We start from the raw sequence: 15,880 nt of genomic DNA on the forward strand, positions 1-15,880 counted from the left end.
TCATCCTGATTGGGCTTTTTTATTTGAAGCGGGCCAACATCGCCGCGCGTGCCGGCGCAGCCCCCCAAAACAACAGCTCATCGCCCTCGTGCAGCGGCGTATCCCCCGGCGGCAACATGATGCGCTCGCCGGCGCGGCGCATTTTCAGGCACATCACTGGGCCACGGGCCAAATCATCAATACACAGCCCCTCCAACCTACCCATCAGCTTAGGGGTGCGACTGGGCTTAAGCACGGTATCCCAATTTTCCAGATCAACGTCGCCGCACAGGCTATGAATGCGCCCAATCAAGCCGTCGACCCAAACGTCATCTTGTTGCTCAAGGTGAACCAAAAAGCCGCGCAACATGGGCGTGCGCAGCCGCCCGACTAATTCCTCGGCGATAACGTCCGCCGGGTGCATGATCAAGTCCCAACCGGCGCGCGAAAACGCCGGCATGCTGCTGGGGCGATTCAAGCGTCCAATACCCACCAGTTCGGGCCGCGCCAACTTAGCCGTCATCCAGATCGACAGGTTATCGGCGTCGTGATTGGTGCCTGCAATTAGGCCACTAACCGAGGTCAGGTCGGCCTCGCGCAGGGTCCGCTCTTCGGTGCCCAGCCCCGCAACCCAATGCGGCGGCGCGCTACTGACCTGAGGATCAATGACATTGAGCGCCAAACCACGGTGGTTAAACGCGTCCTCGACCGCACGCCCCAGCCGACCAAAGCCACACAAAATCCAGCCATCGCGTCCGATCTCGCGCGGGATTTCGATACGTTTCTGGCCCGGGTCTAACAGCTGGTCGGCGACGGCGAAATGCGCGGGCCTATCAACGCGCAACGCCAGCTTGCGGGCGAACAGGCGAAACGGATCCAAGGCATCATCGACCCCAAAACTGAGCAGGTTGCGCCCGGTGTCGTCGTGTTCGGAGCGCACAAACAAACGCCGCTCGGGCGACAGCAGTTTGATCGCAGTGGCAGCACCGACGTTGGAGCGGTCATTATCGGTTAACACCACCACCGCGGTACACAGACCGCGATTGACACCGGCAGCCAGCAAATGGTCGGGCACACTGCCGTCCGCCACCAGCCCCAGCACCGGCGTGTTGAAGTCGACCGTATCGAGTAATTCGATGCGCGCTGGATTTTTATCGATCACCACACAAGCAATGCCGTAGTCGGTCAAGTAGTCGACCGCGCGGACACCGGTTTGGCCATAGCCGACGACCACGCAAAAGGGTTCACGCAGTCCCCACACCTGGCGCCGAAAACGCCACCCCATAAAGGCGCGCTGAAACGATCGCGACTGAACGGTGGCAATGAAGCCACCGGCAAACAACAGCCAACACACCACCACCAAATGCGCATACAAAATGGTAAAGCCACGCTGGGCTGCCGTGAAGGGATACGGAATTTCGCCAAAGCCGATAGTTGTCGCGGTGATCGCGGCCATATAAAAGGCATCCACCAGCGCCATGTGGAAGCTCTCGCCGCTGGGCAATTGCCCCGGGATGGCCCAAAACAGCAAAGTGCCGATGGCATAAGCCGACACCAGAATTTGTGCAAATGGGCGCATTCGCGCCCAAATAATATGACGCCAATGACGCGGTTCAGGTCGCATAGCCATCCTTACGGGATTGCAAATAAGGTTCCTCGGCAATCGAGCGGTGCAACCATTGAACAAACGACTGGACCCGGCGATTGGCCACCGCATGATCCGAATACACCAACCAATAGGCGTTTTCGCCGGCGACCGGCGCCTCGCCAAGCGTCACCAAGCGATCGCTTTGCAGCTCATTTCGAACCAGCAACGGGTCGGCAAGCGCGATCCCGATGCCCTCCACCGCCGCCTCGATCGCTGGGCTGTTGCTTTGGAACACGATGTGCGCGGGCGCGCGACGGGTGTCGCCGGTGGCGACTTGCAAAAAGTGCTCCCACTCGCCGGGGCGCGTCGCCACGTCCAGCAGCGGCAAGTTGTGCAGATTGTTCAAATCGCCCGCCACTCGCGCTTGCATGCTTGACGACGCAACCGGGTACAACGCTTCCTCGAACAACAACTCGAAATTTTGGGTGTCGGTCGGCTGTAACCCGAGCCGAATCATCAAATCTATTTCCGGGTCCGACGGGTTGCCAAGCTGGGTGGTCGCGATAACTTCCAACTCAACGCCCGGGTGCAGCGCCTCAAACGCGCTCATGCGAGTCATCAGCCAACGCGTGGCCAAAAAAGGTGCCACGGCCACCCGAACCGAGGTGCGCCGAGTCAGCGCCATCATTTCGGTGGTCGCCAAATCAATCGCACGCAACCCATCCATCGCCTTTTCAGCAAAGCGGGCCCCATGCGGCGTCAGCTGAATTTCACGGATACCGCGTTTAAATAGCTCCACGCCGAGGTACTCCTCGAGCGCTTTGACCTGGTGGCTGATAGCCGACGGTGTCACGTTGAGCCATTCCGCCGAGGCTTTGAAGCTGCCTAAGCGGGCGCTCTCGACGAACGCGCGGACGGCTTTAAGGGAGATCCCTTGAACCCTACCGCGTGAGATAAATTCACTCATGGTTCAATTTTTATCCTTTGCCGAACAGTCTGGGAATGATCATCATTACCCCATCGAAGCGGACCACCTGCTTCAACCAGTTTCAGTGATGTTAGTGCTTTAAGCCGCTTACATTACACCCAGTTTCCAGACGCCTCAACTTTGGAAGTTTTCGTTGCCCGCCACGTTGCGGGCATTTTTTTGCCTGAATTTTTCTCAGAAGGTGCCGGAATCGGCCGCCAATTCGCCCATCGACTCGTAGGCCGCAAAGTCCATTTCAATAAAAGGCCGCAACGGAAAGCCCGCAGCTTTTGACTCCGTCAGATTGGCTTGAATCTGGACAATTTGAGTCTCGCTGACCGCCTGTGTCACAAACAACACCGGTGGCGGGGTCTGCAATGATGGACCAACCGCCTCCAACGCTATGCCAAACCGGTCGGCGTAGGCATTGACAAAAAACGGTGCAGTCACACAACCCTGTGCATACCCGGCAACCACACCACGGATGCAAGCGGTGTGACTGACAGCAGCCTGCAAACGGGCCAGGCCCAAAACAGATTGATTCAACACCGCCGGCGCCATAGCCGCCGCCGTCGTCGATCAGGGCGGCGTAAACATCAGCCCATCATGTGCGATGTCGGTACCGACATCCCGGAAAAGCTGGATCGAAAAATTGGCGCGGTAGCGCATGATGGATCGCCACCCCGCATCCACCAGGGCATGAAAAAAGATCGGCGGAAACTCCGCGATCACTGGTGCCTCCGGGTGGCGCGCTAGGATAGCCGCAACATCAGTGAACGGCACCAGGCGGCTGGCGACCGGCGCGCGAACGATTTGTGACAGCCGTTCAGCCGCGGTCAGGGCGCTCTCGGCTGCGACCGGGCGAGATTCGTAAGCGACTTCCCAGTATTCAAGCGCCGACGCCGGTGACGCAATCAACCAAAGGCCGGCCAACAGGCCCGTATAACGCACCATTACTTGGCTGACAACAAAGACGCGACGGCATCGTATCGGTTCCGACCAATCAGGTCGAAATTGACGTAGGTGAAACGACCACCCGCTTCGATGGTTGAGGCGGTCACCGCCGCTCGCTGAGCAGTCGTAACCGTTGCATTGGCAAACAGCACGGGGGGTGGCAAGGGGTACAGCTCACCCACCAAATTCAAGGTAATGCCGAATCGGTCCAGATACTGCTTGACGAAAAACGGTGCGGTCACACAGCCATCGACACGTGCGGTAATCACCGCACGGATACAGCTGGTGTGATCTCGCAGGGGCAAACGCTCGTCCACCTCATCTGGGTACACCGCCTGACTCAGTCGCGCCGCCAAAGATTCCGCAGGCGGAGTCCCAAGGCGCTCAACGGGACCTTCCTCGAGCTGGTAAAGGCCCAGCGCAATGTCGGGCTGGTACCCCATCAGCGGCGCCCAGCCAGCTTCGATCGCGGCGGCAAAAAACACCGGTGGCAAGGTCACCAACGCGGGGTCGCGTGTCTCGGTTAATAGGTCGGCGACCTGGGCGAAGCTGACTAACCGGATTCCGACCTCGGTGCCGAGGCGCTCACCGAGCTGGTCGGATACCGCAATCACCTGGCGCGATACCACTTGGTCGGTCTGGTTTTTGACCTGAATCAGCTCTACGGCCGACGCGGGCAGTATTAGATACGCAAGTGCAAAAACAAGATTTTTCACCCAGCGACTGTAGCCGATCCCGCGGGCTGGCGAAATGTTTCTTAGGGAACTGCGGGCCGGTCCGCAAGCAGCCAAAAAAAACCCCGCGGCACATTGCTGTGGCGGGGTTCAGAGCATCGCTGAGGATTAGGCGACGGGGTGCTTAACGCCCGCTACAGCGGCCTCGGTTTCAGCCAACAGCAAGGTTTCAACCGCGGCTTTTTCCGAACGCAGTTCGTCGTCGGTGTGGGTCATCAGACCCCGGCTGAATTCACTGATTTCAACGCCGTGAACGATTTTGTAATCGCCACCTTCACAGACCACCGGAAACGAATAGATCACACCCGGCGCGATGCCGTAGGCGCCGTCCGAAGGCACAGACATGGAAACGGTTTTGCCGTGGGTACCCAATACCCAATCGTGGATGTGGTTGATCGCAGCCTGGGCAGCGGACGCTGCCGACGAAGCACCGCGTGCGTCGATGATGGCGGCACCACGTTTAGCGACCTGCGGAATGTAGGTCCCTTCGTAGTAGTCGCGATCGATCAGGTCCAGCGCAGGTTTGCCAGCAACGGTGCAACCGTGCAGGTCGGGGTACTGAGTCGGGCTGTGGTTGCCCCAAACAATAGCGCCCTCAACGTCCGACGCTTGTGCGCCGACCTTGTCCGCCAAGATGCCGACCGCACGGTTATGGTCCAACCGTGTCATCGCGGTAAACTGGCGCGGGTCCAAATCAGGCGCGTTACGCGCGGCGATCAGGGCGTTAGTGTTAGCCGGGTTACCGACGACCAACACCTTGACGCCTTTGGCGGCGTTGTCGTTCAACGCTTTGCCCTGACGGCTAAAGATCTGGGCGTTGCCCATCAACAAGTCCGCACGCTCCATGCCCGGTCCACGGGGCTTGGCGCCGATCAAGAACGCGATGTCCGCATCTTTGAAGCCGTCTTCGGGGTTGTCGGCGGTCTGAATGCCAGCCACCAAGGGGTATGCACAGTCGATCAATTCCATGACCACGCCTTCGAGGGCGCCCATTGCCGGGGGAATTTCTACCAATTGCAAAATCACGGGCTGGTCACTACCCAACAATTCGCCGGCGGCGATTTTGAACAGGATGGTATAGCTGATGGCGCCAGCGGCACCGGTGACTGCTACGCGAACAGGTTGCTTCATGCGTCTCTCCTTGGAGGCCGAACGGGTCGTTCTGCCGATCACTGATAACACCGGATACGGTGTTTGTTCGGGGCGCAGATTACCAGAGTGCGGGGCGCGGCCCAAGCCGCTGACACCCCCACATTCGTATCACCTGCTGTGTTCGTTCAACCATTGACCAATGGCCGTCAACTGTTCGGGCAGCACGCTGTGCGCCATCGGCCAGGTTTGGTAACTGACGGCACACCCCAGCGCCGCGACACGGGCCTGGGTGCGCTGCCCTAATACCTCCGGCACTACCGGATCCTGCGTACCGTGGTGAATGCTGACCGCGATCGAGTTGGCCAACGGGCTCGGTGCCGGTTGGTCCAAATTTGGACTGTAGGTCGACAGCGCCAGCACGCCGGCCATCTGGACGCCACTTTCTAACAGGTACAACGCAACCGCCCCACCCTGGCTGAAACCGGCGACAAAGATATTGGCCCGGGCGATGCCGCGCTCGACTTGCTCATCAATCAGCGCAGCAATGGCGTCGGCTGAGGCTTGAATGCCGGCGCGGTCGATTTTGCGTTCGATCTGCATCTCGTAAATGTCGTACCACGACGGCATCGCCATACCCCCGTTGACCGTGACCGGTTGGACCGGGGCATTGGGAAAAATAAAGCGCGTCGGGCAGGTCAACCCCAGCATCGGGATGACCGGTACAAAGTCGGTCGCATCGGCGCCCAAGCCATGCAGCCAAATCACAGCATGGGTGGGGTTTTCGCCGGTCTCGCGGATCAGGGTGTCTAGCATGGTGCTCCTTGGGTGTCAGTCACGTATGATGCGGGCAAATTTTACAGGAAAACCCATGCATCTGTTGTTGGGCGTTGTCAGCGCCGTCATCTTAGTGTTTTTGACCATTGCATGCGGCGGTCCCGCGGCGATTTTGGGCCTGATCAAACTGGCCTTTCCGGCCACGGGTAAGACCTTTGCGCCGGCTTTTGAATGGCTGGTAGTGTGCTGGTCGCGTGGCTTTACCGGCTGGCTGTCACTGTTCAGCCCGGCCATCACAGTTGAACGCGAAGGCCAGTTCTCGCGCACCAAAAACTACCTGATCATCGCCAACCACCAATCCTGGGTCGATATCTTCGTGCTATTAATTGGCACCAATCGAACCATCCCCAGCACGCGCTTTTTTATGAAGCGAGAATTGCTGTGGATTCCGCTGGTCGGCTTTGTCGCTTGGAGCATGGACTTCCCGGTCATGCGCCGCCACAGCCGCGAATACCTAGCCAAGCACCCGGAAAAACGCGGATCGGACCTGGCCACGGTGCGCGCCGCCTGCGCCAAATTTCAACAGATCCCGGTGTCGGTGGTGAATTTCTCGGAAGGCACCCGCTCAACCGTCCAGAAACTGGCCGCCAGCAAAAGCCAATACACACACATACTGCCACCCAAAGCCGGCGGGGTCGCGACCGTGCTGGCTGCGGTTGGCGATCATCTGGATGCCGCCGTCGACGCCACCATTCACTACCCCGACGGCGTACCGACCTTTTGGCAGTGGATGTGCGGACGCGCCGGGCGCATGCACATTCACATGAAAACCGTTGAGCTGCCCGAAGTCGGGGCCCTCAATGACAACGGCCAAATCAGCGCCGAATCGCGCGAGCGGGTGAAGCGTTTTCTGGAGCAACGCTGGACCGAAAAAGATCAGCGTTTAGGCGCCCCGCCGGCCTAAAGCCTGGACAAAAAAAAGGCAGCCAATCGGCTGCCTTTTTCGTTCCCGCTCCGGACTATCCGTAAACCGGGAAGCGCGCACACAAGGCCTGAACCTTGGTTGCCACGGCTGCGATTACGGCCTGGTCGTCGACCGAGTCCATGACGTCACACATCCAGCCGGCCAGCTCGGTGCATTCGGCTTCGCCAAACCCACGGGTGGTGACCGCCGGCGTGCCGACACGAATGCCGCTGGTAACAAATGGGCTTTGCGGGTCATTCGGGACCGAGTTCTTGTTGACCGTAATGTGTGCATGCCCCAGCGCCGCGTCAGCCGCCTTGCCGGTGATGCCTTTGGCCACCAGTGACACCAACATCAGGTGGTTCTCGGTGCCGCCGCTGATGACGTCATAGCCACGCGCCATAAACACCGCCGCCATGGCCTTGGCGTTACGCACGACCTGCTGTTGGTAAGCCTTAAATTCCGGCTCCATGGCCTCTTTGAAGGCCACTGCTTTGGCCGCAATCACATGCATCAACGGGCCACCCTGGTTACCCGGGAATACCGCCGAATTAAGTTTCTTTTCGATGTCGGCGTTGGCACGCGCCAAGATCAAACCGCTGCGCGGCCCACGCAAAGTTTTGTGCGTCGTGGTCGTGACCACGTCCGCGTGCGGCACCGGGTTGGGGTAAACGCCCGCCGCGACCAGGCCGGCAACGTGGGCCATGTCGACCATCAGGTAAGCACCGACTTCGTCCGCTATTTCGCGAAACTTGGCAAAATCCAGAATCTGCGAGTAGGCGCTGAAACCGGCGATGATCATTTTCGGTTGATGCTCAACCGCCAACGCACGGACCTGCTCGTAATCAACAAAGCCCTTGTCATCGATGCCGTACTGCACCGCGTGATAGCTTTTGCCCGAAAAGTTAACGTGCGAGCCGTGGGTCAAGTGACCGCCCGCGTCCAAGCTCATACCCAAAATGGTATCGCCGGCATTCAACAGCGCCAAGAACACCGCCGAGTTGGCCTGTGAACCGGCGTGCGGCTGAACGTTGGCGTAATCCGCGCCAAATAACTGCTTTGCGCGTTCAATGGCCAAGGACTCGGCCACATCCACATGCTCGCAACCGCCGTAATAGCGCTTGCCCGGGTAGCCCTCGGCGTACTTGTTCGTCAGCACACTGCCCTGGGCTTCTAGCACGCGCGGGCTGGTGTAGTTTTCGCTGGCGATCAGCTCAACGTGGTCTTCCTGACGCTGGGCTTCGGCGGCCATGGAGGCGGCCAATTCAGGATCGTAGTGGGCAATCGACGAGGTTTCACGGAACATTGCTATCTCCTAACGGTGCGGGCCATAAACAAGCGCCACAGTATACGTGTTTTTTTGCGATTGTAGGGCCACCGGATCGAATGACTTGCGCAAATGCGGCGACCACTTGAATCAGCCGCCGGCGGTGGCACACTAGCGCCAAATCCAGAGGGTATCCGCATGCACGAATTACGTTTTTCCGAAGAACACCAGTGGGTTCACAACGACCACGGTGTTGCCACCGTTGGCATCAGCGAATTTGCCCAGTCCGAGTTGGGTGACATTGTTCACGTCGAGTTGCCCGAGGAGGGCAGCGAAGTCGAAGCCGGCGAACAAATTGCCACGGTCGAGTCGGTCAAAACCGCCAGCGACATCTTCGCGCCGATCAGCGGCACCATCGTCACCGTCAACCGCGAGCTGGCCGACGCACCCGAGTCGATCAACGAAGACCCCGAATCCAGCGCCTGGTTCGTCAAGATCGAAATGAGCGAGCCTGGCGAATTGGACAGCCTAATGAGTCTGGACGAATACATGGACTTCGTTGGCGACGACGACTGACACGGGCGATATACTGTGGCTATGACCGAATCGAACAAAGTCGCCAGTGGCGCAAAGCACGTCACCCCCGAGGGCATCCGGGCCATTAAAAACGGCCAAAAAGTGACTGAGGGTGCGGACGCACCGCGCGGCGACAAACCCGAATGGCTGCGCTTCCAAGCCCCGGGCGGCGAGCAATACAGCGACGTCAAAAAACTGGTCAAAAAGCACAAACTCAGTACCGTCTGCGAAGAGGCCATGTGCCCCAACATCGGCGAATGCTGGAGCGCTGGCACCGCGACCATCATGTTGATGGGCAGCGTGTGCACCCGGGCCTGTAAGTTCTGCGCGGTCGACACCGGCAACCCCAAGGGTTGGCTGGACCGTGACGAGCCGCATAACACCGCCGAGGCGGTCCGTTTAATGGGCCTGAAATACGTCGTGCTGACCAGCGTTAACCGCGACGATTTGGATGACGGTGGAGCCCGGCACTATGCCGACGCGGTCCGGGCCATCAAAACGGCCACCCCAGAAACCGCGGTCGAGGTGCTGACCCCTGATTTTCAGGGCGTCATGGCGGACGTCGAAATTTTGGTCGATTCGGGGATCGAAGTATTCGCGCAAAACGTCGAAACGGTCGAGCGGCTGACCCATCCAGTGCGCGATCCGCGCGCCGGCTACCAGCAGACCTTAGATGTGCTGAAACACGCCAAGGCCCACCGCCCCACCGTGCTAACCAAGACCTCAGTCATTTTGGGTCTGGGCGAAAGCGACGACGAAATCATGCAGGTGCTCAAAGACCTGCGCGCCCACAACGTCGACATCGTGACCTTTGGCCAGTACCTGCGACCGACCAAAAACCACTTGCCGATCGCCCGTTACGTGACCCCGGGCGAGTTCAATCAGTACCGCCAATGGGGCCTGGACATGGGCTTTTTGGAGGTCGTCAGCGGCCCCATGGTGCGTTCCAGCTACCGCGCCGAACAGGCACTGGCGAAAAACAACGCCGGCATCAACAGCGGCGCAATTCCGGTTATCAATCTGTAAACGCCGCGCATAAAAAAAGCCCCGCACCTGTGTAGGTCCGGGGCTTTTTTATGGCCGCGGGATTAGCCCTTGGCTTTCAGCTCGATCCGACGACGGTGCAGTACCGGTTCGGTGTAGCCGCTGGGCTGGGAGACCCCTTCCATAACCAATTCCTTGGCCGCTTGGAAGGCGACCGAATCGGCGAAGTTACCCGCCATTGGAATGTACAGCGCGTCACCCGCGTTTTGCCCATCAACCACCGCCGCCATGCGTTCCAGCGTTTCGGTGATTTCAGCTGCGCTGACAATACCGTGCAACATCCAGTTGGCCATGTGCTGGGCACTGATACGCAAGGTCGCGCGGTCTTCCATCAAACCGACGTTGTTGATGTCCGGTACTTTTGAGCAACCCACACCCTGGTCGACCCAGCGCACGACATAGCCCAGGATACCCTGCGCATTGTTGTCCAGTTCCGCTTGAATGTCCGATGCACTCCAGCCGGTGTCCGCCGCCAGCGGTATGGTCAAGATGTCGTCAACCGATGCGCGGGTACGGTTCTTTAGCTCGTTCTGGACGTCAAACACGTTGATCGCGTGGTAGTGCATCGCGTGCAGCGTCGCCGCGGTCGGCGACGGCACCCACGCGCAGTTAGCGCCGGCCAGGGGGTGTGCTTTTTTCTGTTCGATCATGGCCGCCATCAAATCCGGCATGGCCCACATGCCCTTACCAATTTGGGCACGCCCTTGCAGGCCGCATTCCAAGCCAATATCGACGTTCCAGTTTTCGTACGCCGCAATCCAGGTGGCGCCTTTCATTTCGCCCTTGCGGATCATCGGACCGGCCTGCATCGAGGTGTGAATTTCGTCACCCGTGCGATCCAAGAACCCGGTGTTAATAAAGACCACGCGGTTAACCGCTTCATTAATACAGGCCTTGAGGTTGACCGTGGTCCGGCGTTCCTCATCCATGATGCCCATTTTAATGGTGTTGACCGGCAAGCCCAGCAGGCTTTCGACCTGACCGAAGATACGGTTAGCGAAGGCGACTTCTTTGGGCCCATGCATTTTCGGCTTAACGATGTAGACGCTGCCGGCGCGGCTGTTGGTGTCGGTGTCGCGTTTCAGGTCGTGCATCGCGCACAGCACGGTAAAGATACCGTCCAAGATCCCTTCCGGGGCTTCGTTGCCGTCTTTGTCCAAGATCGCTTCGTTGGTCATCAGGTGGCCAACGTTCCTTACGAACAACAGGCTACGACCGGGCAAGCTGAGCGTATCGCCATCGGCTGCGATGTATTGACGATCCGGGTTCAGGGCGCGGGTAAAGGTCTTGCCGCCTTTGCTGACCTGTTCGGTCAAATCGCCGGCCATCAATCCCAACCAGTTTTTGTAAACCGCGACTTTGTCCTCGGCATCGACCGCTGCGATTGAATCTTCGCAGTCCATGATCGCGGTCAACGCGCTTTCCATCAGCAGGTCTTTGACGCCGGCTTTGTCAGCGCTGCCAATTTGATCGGCACGATCAATTTGAATTTCAACGTGCAAGCCGTTGTTAACCAGCAGTACCGAGGTCGGATTAGCCGCGTCACCCAGGTAGCCTGCGAATTGAGCCGCATCGGCCAAGGCCGGAACCAGCGCCCCATCAACCACTTGATAGCCTTCAACGTCCGCATGGCTGCCGCTAGCCAGCGCAAAGTTGTCGTTTAAAAATGCCTTGGCATAGTCGATGACTTTTTGGCCACGCACCGCGTTGTATTGACCGCCGGCAGCCGCGCCGCCTTCGTCCGAGATCGCATCGGTGCCGTACAGCGCATTGTAGAGGCTGCCCCAGCGCGCATTGGCTGCGTTCAGCGCGAAGCGCGCGTTCATAACCGGGACCACCAACTGCGGACCGGCAATGCGTGCGACTTCGGCGTCAACGTTTTCAGTCACGACGGCAACGCTTTGCGGCTCCGGCAACAGGTAGCCGATTTCCTGCAGGAAGGCTTTGTAGCCGGCAGCGTCATGCGCCTGGCCCTGGCGTTCAATGTGGTAGCCGTCAATTTTGCCTTGCAGGTCGTCGCGCTCTGCCAACAATGCACGGTTGACCGGCGCTAACTCGTGAATCATGGCGTCGACGCCGGCCCAAAATGCGGCCTGATCCAAACCCGTGCCAGGCAAGGCTTGGTCGTTAACGAAGTTATACAGTGAGGTGGCAATTTGCAGGTTGCCGCTGGTAACGCGCTCGGTCATTTGAGACTCCGGTAGGTAAGCTATCGGGGCAGTCTAATCAAAAATGGAATGTGATTCCAAAAAAATCTGCGCGAAAGTTATCAGTCTGTCAAAACCACATAGGCCAGGGCCATGCCAGCATCGTCGCTGAGCGATAAGTGCCAGCATGCACCGGCGCCCGCGGACTCGGCGGCCGCCCCGGTGACGACCAAAAACGGTGCGCCGGCGGCGGTTTTCATCACCGCAAAATCGGTCAACGCGGCGTGCGCCCCAATACCCGTACCCAGCGCCTTCGCAGCGGCTTCTTTGGCCGCCCAGCGCTTGGCCAGCCAGGCCGCTTGATTGGCGCCGTCGGGCATCAGCGCACGCTCGTCCGGGTGCAGCACGCGCGCAATGAACCGGTCCCCCGTGCGCGCCAGCGCCGCGGAGATGCGCTCGACCGCGACGATGTCGGTGCCGATCCCTCGAATCACCCAGCCAACCCGCAGGCTCGGTCAATCGCGGCCTTCATTTCAGCGACCGCCGGGCCCAACCCAATGGTCAAGGCGCGCCCGACAATGGCGAAACCAATATTCAGTTCGTGCATGCCATCCAGCCGCGCGACCGGCCCGACATTGGCCAAATCCAAACCGTGACCGGCGTTCATGACCAACCCCATGTCACGTCCCGTGCGCATGGCATCGGCCAGCACTTGAATGCCCTCATGGCCCTCGGCGTAACTGCCGGTGTGCAACTCGACGGTGCTGGCACCCGCATCACGACTGGCGGCCAGCTGATCGGCATTCGGGTCAATAAATAACGACACCTCGATGCCGGCGTCATTCAGCCGTGCCGTCGCAGCTTGGATGCGGGCAAACTGGCCGACCACGTCCAATCCACCCTCGGTGGTCAGCTCTTCGCGCTTTTCCGGAACCAAGCAGACATACGCAGGCTGCACCTGACAGGCCAGGTCGACCATCTCGTCAGTGACCGCCATCTCGAAGTTCAGACGCGTCGCAATCTCGGCTTTGAGGCGCCGGATATCGCCGTCTTTGATGTGGCGACGGTCCTCGCGCAGGTGCGCCGTGATGCCGTCCGCGCCATGCGCTTCGGCCACCAAGGCCGCTTCGACTGGGCATGGGAAACGACCGCCGCGGGCGTTACGGACGGTTGCGATATGGTCAATGTTGACACCCAATAAGACGCGGCTCATTGGCTTACTCCTTGAATCAGTAATCGGGATTGCAGCGGTTTGTCTCCCAATAGTGCGTTCAATCGGGCACGGTTCAAGCGCTTGGCCAAATTCAAGGTAGTCGGATCTTCAAACGCTTGCTGCTGGACGCGTTTCAGGTCGCGTCCAAACGGCGCATCACGTGCCCCAGGCGGGGCCAGTCGAGGGCCGGACTCGGGATGAACCCAATAACGCAGTTCGTCCTCAACAGGCGCGCCATCACTGGTATGCGCGACCGAGAAATCGAACCCTAACTGGTTTAACAATGACGCCTCAAAGCGCCGCAAAATAGGCTGAGGATCACCACTAGCTAGCGCCAGCAGCGTACGGCCATAGTCGGCCATCAGCCCCGGACAGGCCTCGTCCTGGGGCAACAAGCGCACGCACAGCTCGTTAATGTAAAGCCCACACAGCAATGCATTGCCCGTCAGCGTGATCGAGGGTCCAAGCGGTTCCAAGCGGTTGATTGCGCGCAGATCTCGGACTGGCCCCCACTCGATCAGCAGTGGCATGAAAGCCACCAGTTGGGCGGTTTTAGCCTGACCGCGGACGACGCCCCGCTGACGGCCCTCGGCCGTCAATACGTCGACCAAGGCGCCGGTTTCACGATACGGGCGGCGGTGCAAAACCCACCCGGGCGTCACCTACGGGTCCTTATATCCAAGCTGGGCCAGGGCCGCTTCGTCATCGCTCCAGCGATCGCGAACCTTAACCCACAGCTCCAAGTGAACCGGCAAGCCGATTAATTCGGCCGCGTCCATGCGCGCATCGGTGCCGATTTGCTTGAGGCGTGAGCCTTGATGACCGATCAGAATCGGTTTTTGGCTCTTGCGCTCAACAAAGATCACCGCGTTGATGTAGACACGGTCGGGCTGTTCATCGAACTTTTCGATTTCAACCGTGGTCCGGTACGGCAATTCATCGCCGCACTGGCGAACCAGCTTTTCACGCACAATTTCAGCGACCAAAAAGCGCAGGCTTTTATCCGTCAGCTGATCGGGGTCAAACATGAAGGGCCCCTCGGGGATCCGCTTACCCACCAGCGCCATCAGGGTGTCCTGGTTGTGCCCTTTGAGCGCGGACAGCGGCACCACCTCGGCATCCGGAAAACGCATTTGCATCTTTTGTGCAACCGGCATCAATTTGGCCTTGTCGTGCACCTGATCGACTTTATTCAACGCAATAATTAGCGGTTTGCCGGATTCACGAATCTGTTTTTCGACGAACGCGTCCTCGCCGGTAAAGCGATCACGCTCCAACAGCCAGACCACCAAATCAACGTCCTGCAAAGCGTTCGAAGCGGCTTTGTTCAGGTAGCGATTGAGTGCCCGTTTACCGCCGATATGGATGCCCGGCGTATCGACGAACACCACCTGCATGTCGCCCTCGGTCCAAATGCCCATCACCTGGTGACGGGTGGTCTGGGCCTTGCGGCTGGTGATCGACAGTTTTTGGCCGATCAAATGGTTCATTAAGGTCGACTTGCCGACATTCGGCCGCCCTACAATGGCAACAGTCCCACAATGGGTCATTTAACGGCCTCCAGTGCCAATTGTGCGGCGGCTTGTTCGGCCCGCCGGCGCCCGGTTCCCTCGCCCGCAAAGGGCACGTCGAACCCGGCGATCACGCAATGAACGACGTAAAAGCGCTCGTGCGGTTCGCCGGACTCTTCGATCACTTGGTAACTCGGCAGCGGCCGTGAGCGGGCTTGCAGGTACTCTTGCAGTTGGGTCTTGGGGTCTTTCTCAAGTTTTTGCGGATTCATCTCATCCAAACGCGTGGCGTACCAACTGAGCACCACATCACGCACATGCATGAAATCTGAATCCAAGTATATCGCGCCGATCAGCGCTTCGACCGCGTCCGACAGGATGCTGTCACGCTGGCGACCGCCGCTTTTCATTTCGCCGCTGCCGAGCGCCAACTGGGAACCGACGTCTAGGTCGCGTGCCAATTCCGCCAAGGTCGGTTCTTTAACCAAACGCGCCCGCGCCCGGGTCAAATCGCCCTCCTTGGCGCCGGGAAAACGTTCGAATAGGGCCTGACCAATGATCAAGCCCAGCACCGCGTCGCCCAAAAATTCCAGGCGTTCGTTGTTGGCCGGACCAATCGAGCGATGCGACAAGGCCAGTGTCAACAACTCCTCGTCCGCAAAGCTGTGACCTAAACGGCGACTCAGTTGCAGTGCGCTCAAGGCTCACCCACCGCAGCCACGGCTGCGAAGCTGACCACCAGGTCGACCTCGGCCACGAACGGCGTGCGCCGTTCGTAATCCAGCGACAGCAACCACTGGTTGCCGTTGCGCTCGATACCCAAAGCATCGCGAGCGACGAATTTGGACAAATTATTAACGCGAAGTTTAGTGTCGATATCGCGGCGAATTTGGCGACTGGATTGCCCTTCTAGGGCCTCGGGCGCGGCTTCCAAATCGGCAAAGACCTCTTGGATGACCCAATGATCGAAATACAACGGGCCGACGCGCAACGCGAACAAGCCTGCAAACCCCAGCAGCCCAACCAGGACTGCGACCAACACTAACGAAAAACCAGATTGCTGACGCATT

18 protein-coding genes are annotated in these 15,880 nt (G+C 59.2%); 3 read left to right on the top strand and 15 right to left on the bottom strand.

What is annotated here, in order from left to right; all coding sequences use genetic code 11:
- Window positions 1-19: 19 nt before the first annotated feature.
- The 7 genes from GH975_RS09095 to GH975_RS09125 all read right to left on the bottom strand — a co-directional run bounded on the left by GH975_RS09095 (window position 20) and on the right by GH975_RS09125 (window position 6,127).
- Window positions 20-1,603 (bottom strand): potassium channel family protein, encoded by a 1,584-nt coding sequence (locus tag GH975_RS09095; RefSeq protein ID WP_170272609.1) that lies wholly within the window; start codon window positions 1,601-1,603, stop codon window positions 20-22.
- On the bottom strand, window positions 1,593-2,534 hold the full coding sequence (locus GH975_RS09100) for a LysR substrate-binding domain-containing protein (RefSeq protein WP_153714221.1): 942 nt from the start codon (window positions 2,532-2,534) through the stop codon (window positions 1,593-1,595). The genes GH975_RS09095 and GH975_RS09100 overlap by 11 nt, the downstream gene beginning before the upstream one ends.
- 195 nt (window positions 2,535-2,729) lie before the next feature.
- A complete protein-coding gene (locus GH975_RS09105) occupies window positions 2,730-3,080 on the bottom strand; it encodes a hypothetical protein (RefSeq protein ID WP_153714222.1) in 351 nt (116 codons plus the stop codon).
- A 33-nt stretch (window positions 3,081-3,113) separates the two neighbouring features.
- Window positions 3,114-3,488, bottom strand: coding sequence for a hypothetical protein (locus GH975_RS09110; RefSeq protein ID WP_153714223.1), 375 nt, complete (start codon window positions 3,486-3,488; stop codon window positions 3,114-3,116).
- Window positions 3,488-4,204: a hypothetical protein gene (locus GH975_RS09115; RefSeq protein WP_153714224.1), complete on the bottom strand. Its 717-nt coding sequence runs from the start codon at window positions 4,202-4,204 to the stop codon at window positions 3,488-3,490. Before GH975_RS09115 ends, GH975_RS09110 begins: the two co-directional genes overlap by 1 nt.
- Window positions 4,205-4,330: 126 nt before the next feature.
- Window positions 4,331-5,353, bottom strand: a complete 1,023-nt coding sequence (locus GH975_RS09120; RefSeq protein WP_153714225.1) for a malate dehydrogenase — start codon at window positions 5,351-5,353, stop codon at window positions 4,331-4,333.
- Window positions 5,354-5,482: 129 nt separating this feature from the next.
- A complete protein-coding gene (locus GH975_RS09125; protein ID WP_153714226.1) occupies window positions 5,483-6,127 on the bottom strand; it encodes an alpha/beta hydrolase in 645 nt (214 codons plus the stop codon).
- A gap of 55 nt (window positions 6,128-6,182) precedes the next feature.
- Here GH975_RS09125 and GH975_RS09130 point away from each other — a divergent pair, with 55 nt between their 5' ends.
- A complete protein-coding gene (locus GH975_RS09130; RefSeq protein WP_170272610.1) occupies window positions 6,183-7,052 on the top strand; it encodes an acetyltransferase in 870 nt (289 codons plus the stop codon).
- A gap of 55 nt (window positions 7,053-7,107) precedes the next feature.
- Here the strand turns inward: GH975_RS09130 and glyA are convergent, their stop codons facing one another.
- Window positions 7,108-8,358, bottom strand: a complete 1,251-nt coding sequence (gene glyA, locus GH975_RS09135) for a serine hydroxymethyltransferase (RefSeq protein ID WP_153714228.1) — start codon at window positions 8,356-8,358, stop codon at window positions 7,108-7,110.
- A 159-nt stretch (window positions 8,359-8,517) separates the two neighbouring features.
- Here glyA and gcvH point away from each other — a divergent pair, with 159 nt between their 5' ends.
- Window positions 8,518-8,895 (top strand): glycine cleavage system protein GcvH, encoded by a 378-nt coding sequence (gene gcvH, locus GH975_RS09140; RefSeq protein WP_153714229.1) that lies wholly within the window; start codon window positions 8,518-8,520, stop codon window positions 8,893-8,895.
- A gap of 15 nt (window positions 8,896-8,910) precedes the next feature.
- On the top strand, window positions 8,911-9,921 hold the full coding sequence (gene lipA / locus GH975_RS09145; RefSeq protein ID WP_407657223.1) for a lipoyl synthase: 1,011 nt from the start codon (window positions 8,911-8,913) through the stop codon (window positions 9,919-9,921).
- Between the two features lie 62 nt (window positions 9,922-9,983).
- Here the strand turns inward: lipA and GH975_RS09150 are convergent, their stop codons facing one another.
- The 7 genes from GH975_RS09150 to GH975_RS09180 all read right to left on the bottom strand — a co-directional run bounded on the left by GH975_RS09150 (window position 9,984) and on the right by GH975_RS09180 (window position 15,879).
- Window positions 9,984-12,128, bottom strand: a complete 2,145-nt coding sequence (locus GH975_RS09150) for a malate synthase G (protein ID WP_153714230.1) — start codon at window positions 12,126-12,128, stop codon at window positions 9,984-9,986.
- An 80-nt stretch (window positions 12,129-12,208) separates the two neighbouring features.
- Complete coding sequence (gene acpS / locus GH975_RS09155; protein WP_153714231.1) at window positions 12,209-12,580, bottom strand: holo-ACP synthase; 372 nt, start codon at window positions 12,578-12,580, stop codon at window positions 12,209-12,211.
- Entirely contained in the window at window positions 12,577-13,299 is a 723-nt protein-coding gene (locus tag GH975_RS09160; RefSeq protein WP_153714232.1) for a pyridoxine 5'-phosphate synthase, read from the bottom strand. Before GH975_RS09160 ends, acpS begins: the two co-directional genes overlap by 4 nt.
- On the bottom strand, window positions 13,296-13,961 hold the full coding sequence (recO, locus tag GH975_RS09165; RefSeq protein ID WP_153714233.1) for a DNA repair protein RecO: 666 nt from the start codon (window positions 13,959-13,961) through the stop codon (window positions 13,296-13,298). The genes GH975_RS09160 and recO overlap by 4 nt, the downstream gene beginning before the upstream one ends.
- On the bottom strand, window positions 13,962-14,849 hold the full coding sequence (gene era, locus GH975_RS09170; protein WP_153714234.1) for a GTPase Era: 888 nt from the start codon (window positions 14,847-14,849) through the stop codon (window positions 13,962-13,964).
- Complete coding sequence (gene rnc / locus GH975_RS09175) at window positions 14,846-15,511, bottom strand: ribonuclease III (protein WP_153714235.1); 666 nt, start codon at window positions 15,509-15,511, stop codon at window positions 14,846-14,848. Before rnc ends, era begins: the two co-directional genes overlap by 4 nt.
- Window positions 15,508-15,879, bottom strand: a complete 372-nt coding sequence (locus GH975_RS09180; protein ID WP_153714236.1) for a DUF4845 domain-containing protein — start codon at window positions 15,877-15,879, stop codon at window positions 15,508-15,510. The genes rnc and GH975_RS09180 overlap by 4 nt, the downstream gene beginning before the upstream one ends.
- Window position 15,880: the final 1 nt, after the last annotated feature.

Origin of the sequence: Litorivicinus lipolyticus, from assembly GCF_009650135.1 — a bacterium.
Taxonomy (GTDB): Bacteria; Pseudomonadota; Gammaproteobacteria; order Pseudomonadales; family Litorivicinaceae; genus Litorivicinus; species Litorivicinus lipolyticus.

What these genes read in the sequence shown, in the direction of transcription:
- GH975_RS09130 (WP_170272610.1), top strand. Translation starts at nt 6,183, where the DNA reads ATGCATCTGTTGTTGGGCGTTGTCAGCGCCGTCATCTTAGTGTTTTTG.
- GH975_RS09095 (WP_170272609.1), bottom strand. Translation starts at nt 1,603, where the DNA reads ATGCGACCTGAACCGCGTCATTGGCGTCATATTATTTGGGCGCGAATG.
- GH975_RS09120 (WP_153714225.1), bottom strand. Translation starts at nt 5,353, where the DNA reads ATGAAGCAACCTGTTCGCGTAGCAGTCACCGGTGCCGCTGGCGCCATC.
- glyA (WP_153714228.1), bottom strand. Translation starts at nt 8,358, where the DNA reads ATGTTCCGTGAAACCTCGTCGATTGCCCACTACGATCCTGAATTGGCC.
- GH975_RS09180 (WP_153714236.1), bottom strand. Translation starts at nt 15,879, where the DNA reads ATGCGTCAGCAATCTGGTTTTTCGTTAGTGTTGGTCGCAGTCCTGGTT.
- GH975_RS09100 (WP_153714221.1), bottom strand. Translation starts at nt 2,534, where the DNA reads ATGAGTGAATTTATCTCACGCGGTAGGGTTCAAGGGATCTCCCTTAAA.
- gcvH (WP_153714229.1), top strand. Translation starts at nt 8,518, where the DNA reads ATGCACGAATTACGTTTTTCCGAAGAACACCAGTGGGTTCACAACGAC.
- GH975_RS09110 (WP_153714223.1), bottom strand. Translation starts at nt 3,488, where the DNA reads ATGGTGCGTTATACGGGCCTGTTGGCCGGCCTTTGGTTGATTGCGTCA.
- GH975_RS09125 (WP_153714226.1), bottom strand. Translation starts at nt 6,127, where the DNA reads ATGCTAGACACCCTGATCCGCGAGACCGGCGAAAACCCCACCCATGCT.
- GH975_RS09150 (WP_153714230.1), bottom strand. Translation starts at nt 12,128, where the DNA reads ATGACCGAGCGCGTTACCAGCGGCAACCTGCAAATTGCCACCTCACTG.
- era (WP_153714234.1), bottom strand. Translation starts at nt 14,849, where the DNA reads ATGACCCATTGTGGGACTGTTGCCATTGTAGGGCGGCCGAATGTCGGC.
- GH975_RS09160 (WP_153714232.1), bottom strand. Translation starts at nt 13,299, where the DNA reads ATGAGCCGCGTCTTATTGGGTGTCAACATTGACCATATCGCAACCGTC.